General features: G+C 47.9%; 7 protein-coding genes. 2 read left to right on the forward strand and 5 right to left on the reverse strand.

Features of this window, described 5'->3' with window-relative positions; all coding sequences use genetic code 11:
* The coding region (locus PN462_RS15470; protein WP_272129578.1) for a hypothetical protein at positions 1-247 on the forward strand (247 nt) is incomplete at its 5' end.
* A 25-nt stretch (positions 248-272) separates the two neighbouring features.
* Here the strand turns inward: PN462_RS15470 and mltA are convergent.
* Positions 273-1,502, reverse strand: a complete 1,230-nt coding sequence (gene mltA / locus PN462_RS15475) for a murein transglycosylase A (RefSeq protein WP_272129579.1) — start codon at positions 1,500-1,502, stop codon at positions 273-275.
* Between the two features lie 92 nt (positions 1,503-1,594).
* Positions 1,595-2,650, reverse strand: coding sequence for a tRNA 2-thiouridine(34) synthase MnmA (gene mnmA, locus PN462_RS15480; protein WP_272129581.1), 1,056 nt, complete (start codon positions 2,648-2,650; stop codon positions 1,595-1,597).
* A 265-nt stretch (positions 2,651-2,915) separates the two neighbouring features.
* Between mnmA and PN462_RS15485 the strand changes: the two genes are divergently transcribed.
* Complete coding sequence (locus PN462_RS15485; RefSeq protein WP_272129583.1) at positions 2,916-4,655, forward strand: EAL domain-containing response regulator; 1,740 nt, start codon at positions 2,916-2,918, stop codon at positions 4,653-4,655.
* 133 nt (positions 4,656-4,788) lie between these two features.
* Here PN462_RS15485 and ftsY read toward each other — a convergent pair whose 3' ends face one another.
* The 3 genes from ftsY to PN462_RS15500 all read right to left on the reverse strand — a co-directional run.
* Entirely contained in the window at positions 4,789-6,519 is a 1,731-nt protein-coding gene (ftsY, locus tag PN462_RS15490) for a signal recognition particle-docking protein FtsY (RefSeq protein WP_272129586.1), read from the reverse strand.
* Positions 6,520-6,629: 110 nt separating this feature from the next.
* Complete coding sequence (locus tag PN462_RS15495) at positions 6,630-7,367, reverse strand: DUF3120 domain-containing protein (protein WP_272129589.1); 738 nt, start codon at positions 7,365-7,367, stop codon at positions 6,630-6,632.
* Positions 7,368-7,570: 203 nt separating this feature from the next.
* Positions 7,571-7,766: hypothetical protein (locus PN462_RS15500; protein ID WP_272129591.1), on the reverse strand; the 196-nt coding region annotated here is incomplete at its 5' end.

Here is a 7,766-nt window from a genome sequence, read left to right on the forward strand (position 1 = left end):
CGTTGTTTCAGACACTTGTGAGAGACATTTTCTCCCCCTCTCCCAAGGTTGGGAGAGGGGGTTGGGGGGTGAGGGCGACTCCAAACCGCCATATCTCGTTACCCACCTTGACAGGGCTGGGTGGGCAATGCCCACCCAGAGAGCGTTTCATGATTTTTTAGGGTCTTTCGATACCGGATTCCGTATTACTCCTTATTCCTTCCTTCTGCCCTCTACCCTCTGCCTCCTGCCTTCGGATGCTGATTAAATTAAACCGGATTCCGGATTAGTTTCTACTCTTTCAATACTAAATAATACAATTGTCCATAACTGCGGAGGACTCCAGCGCGGTTTCCTGCATTCTCTCCACTGCCTAGAAAATAATCGACTCGGCCTGGGCCTTTTATTGCTCCTCCAGCATCTTGATCTAACACATATCGACTGATTAACAAATCTTGAGGACTGTCAGACTCATTAAACTCTGGGATAGCAGTATGAATTAAGGCTAACGCACCAGGAGGCATTAATTGTTTATCGGTGGCGATGGAACGTTCGGCACTCAAGGGGACTCCGATGCTTCCGGTGGCCGGAGTGCCGTTATTTTCTTGAAAGAAAACAAAACTGTTATCACGGTTGATGTATTCGTTGGCCGTGCCGGGGTTGGCTTCAAAATAGGTGAGAATGCGGGGGAGGGTGAGTTCTTCTAGGGGAATTTTGCCATCTTTGACTAATTCTCCGCCAATGCTGTTGTAGTTGTGACGAGTGTTTCCCGCATAACCGACGGTGACTTCTTCTCCATTTGGTAAGGTGAGACGGGCCGAACCTTGAATATGGATGAGATAGGCTTCCCAACGAGTCCGCAGCCAGTATAATTCTAATCCTTGCAGGCGTTTTCCACCTGTTCCGTCTTCTCCTTCTAATTCTTTGCGGACGGGGTGAGGACGAGGCCAACTGTTGAGGTTAGGGGGCCGTTTATAAATGGGATACTGATAGTCGTCAGTTTTAACGGGACTTGCAGGGTAAATGGGTTCAAAATAGCCACTGTAGAGGACTGTTCCCAGTTGGTTTTGGCCGATGGCTTGATAAAAGGTAAATTCGCGCTGTACGGCGGCTTGTAGCTGTTCTGGAGAGTTTGCTTGCTGGAGGAGGGTGCGGAAGCGTTGCAGACTGCGACGAACTTGAGCGCGGTTAATCTCTTTCAGGGGATAATTGTTATAAGCCCGTGCTGCATTGGCGGAGTTGAGATAGGCTAAACTGCGGTCTAGGGCGTTGAGTAGGTCTTGTTTGGCTTCTGGAGTCTCCCAGAGTTGCTCATCATACCCTAGGGGGTGTTGGGAACTTTCACAAGGGGCTAATTGTTCCCTTGTCACGGGATAAAGGGGGGTGTTTATCGCTGCATTCCAAGGAGGAATCAAGCAATTGAGGGTGTTTTGGAGTCCGGGTTGGACGGGGGAGACAGGAGGGGAAGATATTGTACATCCTGCCATCCCTAGTCCAAAAATGACTGCACTCCATTTCCTCATGTTCATCATTTCTCTCTCCCCATCAAACTCGGTTAGCGAAGGTTTGAAAAATTCATTTTTTCGCCAACCTGCTTATGTATCCCGAACCTTTCCTAGGCTGGACGTTCGATGATGCCTCCCCCTAAGAGTAAGTCATCTTGATAGAGAACGGCGGCCTGACCGGGGGTAACGCCAAACTGGGGGTCATCAAAGACTAATTTAATGCGTCCGGTTTCTAGGGGGATCACATTCACGGGGACGGGGGGGGTGCGATAGCGGACTCGTACTTGGCAACGAATGGGGGTGCTGGGTTCGGCAATGGAGACCCAGTTGACCCGTTGCACGGTACAATCGGCTTGGGTGGCATCCTGACGACTGCCGACTACCACTTGATTCATTACGGGGTCGAGTTTCATGACATAGAGGGGTTCAGGGGCTGAAACGCCTAACCCTTTCCGTTGGCCGATGGTGTAGTGGTGAATGCCTTGGTGAGTGCCTAGGACATTCCCTGCTTGATCGACGATTTTGCCTTCTTTTTGATTAATATACTGATCCAAAAAGCTACGCATGGACCCGTGAGACTCTACTAAACAGAGGTCTTGACTTTCGGGTTTGGTTGCGGTGGTGAGGTTGTATTGGGCGGCAATTTGGCGGGTTTCGTCTTTGGTGATCTCTCCCAAGGGGAAGTGAATATGGGCTAATAAGGTTTGACTCAGATCATAGAGAAAATAAGATTGGTCTTTCCGTTGGTCAACGGCCCGTAAGAGTTGATAGCGTCCACTGGCTTCATCATAGCGGATGCGGGCATAGTGACCTGTGGCCACGCGATCGCAGCCTAATTCCCCTTTGGCATAATTCAGCATGGGCGCGAATTTCACGGTACGATTACATTGGGAACAGGGAAGGGGGGTCACGCCTGACTCATACCCAGAGACGAGATAATCGACAATCTGGGTTTGGAATAGGTCACGACTATCGACGACATGGTGAGGAACACCTAATTGTTCGCAGATCATAGCCGCATCGACCATCCCTTCTGAGCAACATTGTCCTTTCCCTTTCATTAACCAAAGGGTAAGGCCAATTACTTGATAACCTTGATGGTGGAGGGTGGCGGCGGCCACTGAGCTATCCACCCCTCCCGATAGGCCGACGGTGATCGGAGTCATGGAACTTGTTAGATGGTAAGCGATAACGTTTAAATTTTAGGATGTGGCTTCACGCCACAAGGCAGAAAAAAATCAATGAAACAAATCAATGAGTCAAAGTTGAGCGTTTTCTATTATGACGTACTTTTGGGAGGATTTGCAGCTAGTGGTTGAAAAAGAAATTGGAGCGAGTTGCAAAAATCCCGCTTGTTTTCGAGAACAAGGGATTACAATTTTGGGTAAGTGTTCCCTGATGCAACTGATTTGACTTTGCCCCTATAGAGCGATGACCAAAATTTTAATTGTTGAAGATGACGAGCTAGTGCGGGACAACATCTTTGATCTGTTAGAAGCAGAAGGATTTGAGGTGATGGCCGCGGAGAATGGTCAACAGGGGTTAGATTTAGCGATCGCCACCACGCCCGATTTAATTCTCTGTGATGTAGTTATGCCCCAACTCAGTGGCTATGAGGTGTTAGCCGCCATTCGCAAAAATCCCCTCACAGCAGCCACTCCCTTTATTCTCTTGACGGCCAAGACGGCCAAGGAGGATTTTCGCATGGGGATGAAGTTAGGGGCTGAGGATTTTTTAACCAAACCTTGCAGTCGGGCGGAATTGGTGGCGGTTATTGATACTCAATTAGAAAAGCGTCAAATCCTACAAGACACCTATACTCGCCAACTCCAAGAAACCCAAGACCAACTGAATTATTTAATCTATCATGATTCGTTGACTCAGTTGCCGAATCGAATGTCCCTTCAAGATCGCTTTAGCAAGATTCAGAGACACGCCCCTCAATTAAAGCCGGGTCTGTCGATTCCGGTGTATGTTCTCTGTTTGGAGCGTTTAAACCGCATTAGCGATAATTTTGGCTATGAATATGCAGATTTACTCTTGCAGCAAGCCGCACAACGGTTAAAACAGGAGCAGGGTGAGCAGACTTATATTGCCTATGTGAGTTTTAATCAGTTTGTGATTCTCTCGAATAGGGAAAGTCAACGACAAGGTGCGATCGCAAGGGCCGAAGACATCTTAACCTTCCTACAAAAGCCCTTTGTGCTTAACGGCCAAGAAGCCTATGTCACAGCCAGTATCGGGATCGCCCTCTATCCCCACAATGGCGACACCCTCGATATTCTCCTCAACAATGCCAAGGCGGCTTTAAATTATGCCCATACTCAAGGGGGCAACCAATATCAATTTTTCACCCCTACTTTCTCTAGTAATAAAACCGATACGCTGGCCTTTGAGAAGTCCTTTCGGTTAGCCTTAGAACAAGAGGAATTTCAGGTCTATTATCAGCCTCGTATTAGTCTCACAACAGGCAAAATCATCGGTGCAGAAGCCCTCCTGCGCTGGTTTCAACCGGGGGCGGAATCGGTTTCCCCCTCTCAGTTTATTCCTCTTGCGGAAGAAACGGGAACAATTGTCAGTTTAGGGGAATGGGTATTACGCACCGCCGCCCGCCAAGCGAAACTCTGGATGAATCAAACCCAAACGCCTTTTTACATGGCGGTTAATCTTTCTGGACGGCAATTTGTACGCTCGGATTTATCACGAAATTTAGCTAAAATTTTGAGCGAAGCGGAATTAGAATCGCGCTTTTTAGATTTAGAACTAACGGAAAATATTTTAGTTAAGAATCCTTTTGTCGCTCGCCAAAAGTTGCTGGCTCTCAAGTCTTTAGGGGTGAATATTGCTATTGATGATTTTGGAACAGGTTATTCATCTTTAGCTTATTTGCAACAATTCCCTTTTGATATTCTCAAAATTGACCGTTGTTTTATTCGTAATATTGCCAGTCAAGAAAAAAATGCAGCCATTGTCACTGCAATTTTACAAATGGCGCATAATTTACAGTTAAAAGTAATTGCGGAAGGGGTAGAAACTATTAATGAATTAGAATTCCTCCAAGATCATCCCTGTGATGAAATCCAAGGTTTCTTATTCAGCCGCCCCCTCCCGGCTCATGAGTTTAGTAAGTTTCTAGAGCAAAAGGGGGAGGTTAATTTTTTGGGTCAGTAATTTGGGGTTGTTGTTGGTTGTTGTTGGTTTTTTGTGAACAAGGGAACAGGGAACAGGGAATAGGGAATAGGGAATTATAGACCCATTCTCTTTACCAATTACCAATTACCTATTACCAATCACTAATTACCTATTATTCACTAAGTAACGCCTCTACAAACTCATAACTGGAGAAAGGACGTAAATCTTCGATGCCTTCGCCTGCACCAATAAAGCGGATAGGTAAATCTAATTGTTGGGCGACAGCTAGGGCAACTCCTCCCTTAGAAGTGCCGTCGAGTTTGGTTAATACCACCCCGCTTAATTGCGCCACTTCTGAGAACACCTGCGCTTGTCTCAAGCCATTTTGTCCTAACGTGGCATCTAACACTAACAACGACTCAATCACCGCATCTGGGGCTTTTTTATCAATAATGCGGCGGATTTTGCCTAACTCCTCCATGAGGTTTTTCTTGTTTTGTAATCGTCCGGCGGTATCGACGAGGAGGAGTTCGGTTTGGCGGGATTGGGCGGCTGCGATCGCATCATACACCACCGCCGCCGGGTCGGTATTTTTCCCCGGATTAGCAATTACTGCCGTATTAGCCCGTTCTCCCCAGACTTTCACCTGTTCCACCGCCGCGGCCCGGAAGGTATCCGCCGCCGCAATGAGACTGGGATAGCCAGATTTTTGCGCCATGTGGGCGATTTTGCCGATAGTGGTGGTTTTTCCTGCTCCATTTACCCCGGTAATGAGCCAAACGTTGAGTTTACCGGGTTCTGGCACTAAGGCCGCATTACTGGGGTCAGGGAGAGGCCGGTCTAAGACATCACACAAAATTTTCTTGAGATATGCGATCGCTGCTTCTGGCGGAAGGGCTTCCTCTCGTAGCTTATCTTGCAGCGTCTCCACAATATAATCCGTGGCCTCCACCCCAATATCCGCTTGCAGCAACAAGGCTTCAATTTCCATCACCGCTTCTTCATTGAGCGGCCCTTGACCCACAACGGCTTTTAATTGGTTCACCAAACTCCGACGGGTTTTCCCTAACCCTTCTCGCAGTCGTTTCAGCCAACTAATTTCTTCGAGGGACACCTCATCCGGGCTACGTCCCTGCTCCGCTAAGACTCGCGCCGACCACACAAAATCCTCATCAAGAGCGACTTCTTCTTCCGGTTCTTCGATGGCCGTCTCTCTCAACCGTTCCAACCCATCTGATTTTTGTTGTAACCAAGCAGGTGTCGCTTTTGTAGGCTGTTCTTGCTCAACCGGAGCTTCGGGTTCTTCTGGGGTTTCCGGTTCAGTCTCTGCAACAGGTTCGGGTTCTTCTGGGGTTTCCGGTTCTGCTTCTGCAACAGGTTCAGGTTCTTCTACCGTCTCCGGTTCTGCTTCTGCAACAGGTTCAGGTTCTTCTACCGTCTCCGGTTCAGCTTCTTGTTCAGGTTCGAGTTCTTCTGCTTCTTGCTCCGGTTCAGCTTCTGCAACAGGTTCAGGTTCTTCTACCGTCTCCGGTTCAGCTTCTTGTTCAGGTTCGAGTTCTGCTACCGTCTCCGGTTCAGTCTCTGCAACAGGTTCGGGTTCTGCTACCGTCTCCGGTTCAGCTTCTTGTTCCGGTTCGGGTTCTTCTGCTTCTTGCTCCGGTTCGGGTTCTTTCTCTACCGTTTGACGCTTCTGTATATTCTGATAGGCCGCCTTTGCCCACTGCAAATAATCATCAGGAGTGGTACTGGTGGAGTCTTCTGTCGTGGCGGTGGAGGAGTCCTGTGTTTCGGGGGACTCCTCCGCCTCCTCTGACGCAGGAGAAGACGGTTTAGACTCCTCAGAGGGTTTCTGGGAGTCTTCTTTGTCACGTTTGCCAAATTTACGATTAAACCAATTAAACACGATGTTTCTGTTTCGCCCTTTCTGAATTCAGTCCACACCTTGTGTTAAATCTTAGCTCAAAATGGGTTAACTCTTGACCTAGACCTGTTAACAGACTCTAGGATGAGGACTCAGGCAAAGGAAATGGCCAGCCAAAAGAGGCCATCCACAAAAATGGTACTCAAAACTGCACCGCCAAACGCCCACCAATGGGTTTGACGCTTTTGCAGGGACCATAAGCCTACCGTTAACAACACACTCACTAACCAAACTGCACAGCTAATTCCCCAGGGATTTTGAACTTGAGTGGTGGCATTTTGTAGAATGACATTGGCCACGTCAGGATCAACAGTCATCACTTCCCGCCAGTAGGGAATTAACCCAGTGAGATAAAAGTAAATGTCTGTAATGGCTGTGCCTAATAATGAGCCTAAATAGAAGAAATTGCCAATTTTGCCCCAGCCGCGCTTAATTCCCCAAAGGGCTAAGGGTAGCGCGATCGCTTCTATCGGAAGATGCACCAACGGTTCTTGGCGAAACCATCCCCAATAAATTGAACCCGCCAGCCAACTCCAACTAAACCCCAGTAAAATATCCCCCCACCGGGTAAAGCGAGACCGCCGATACAGCCACCACGCCCCCAGAAACCAGCCCAGGGTTAAAACTAAACTCACCCCAGGCGCGAAACGCACCAGAGGGGCTTGGACAAACACTGGCACAGAAACCAAAAAAGCCGCCCCCCCAAAGACCAACCATAACTGTCGTTGCTGCTTATCCCAGCGCAGGAAAGACCAGGTATCCTGCTGTGATGCGTCCGCATCTTCAGGCAACCAAGTCGATGTCAGTGAGAACCAAGGATTATTAAACAAGATAGGATTAATGAATAACTCTTTACGTTTCTTTACTTTTTTTAAGATAACACCTTTCTTATCCCCCTAGGGGGGATATTTACACTATAACGTTTTTTTCGTTATAAAAAATCCCCCGTTCTGTCAATCGGAACGGGGGATGATTTTAAATTAGAGCGTTGATGCTTTTGAGCTTAGGAGTTGTAAGGATTCACCTTTGCCAATTACAGTTGGTCTTCTAAGGTGGGGTCATCAGGAAGCCCTTCAATGACCTCGATATCAGCATCAGCATCAGCATCAGCATCAGCATCTTCGTCGGAATCTAAATCATCTTCGTCATCCGCATCATCGTCATCATCGTCATCGTCATCATCGTCATCATCGTCATCATCGTCATCGTCATCATCGTCATCATCGTCA

Source organism: Spirulina sp. CS-785/01, from assembly GCF_028330525.1.
Taxonomy (GTDB): domain Bacteria; phylum Cyanobacteriota; class Cyanobacteriia; order Cyanobacteriales; family Spirulinaceae; genus JAQMSD01.

What these genes read in the sequence shown, in the direction of transcription:
- PN462_RS15485 (WP_272129583.1), top strand. Translation starts at nt 2,916, where the DNA reads ATGACCAAAATTTTAATTGTTGAAGATGACGAGCTAGTGCGGGACAAC.
- mnmA (WP_272129581.1), bottom strand. Translation starts at nt 2,650, where the DNA reads ATGACTCCGATCACCGTCGGCCTATCGGGAGGGGTGGATAGCTCAGTG.
- mltA (WP_272129579.1), bottom strand. Translation starts at nt 1,502, where the DNA reads ATGAGGAAATGGAGTGCAGTCATTTTTGGACTAGGGATGGCAGGATGT.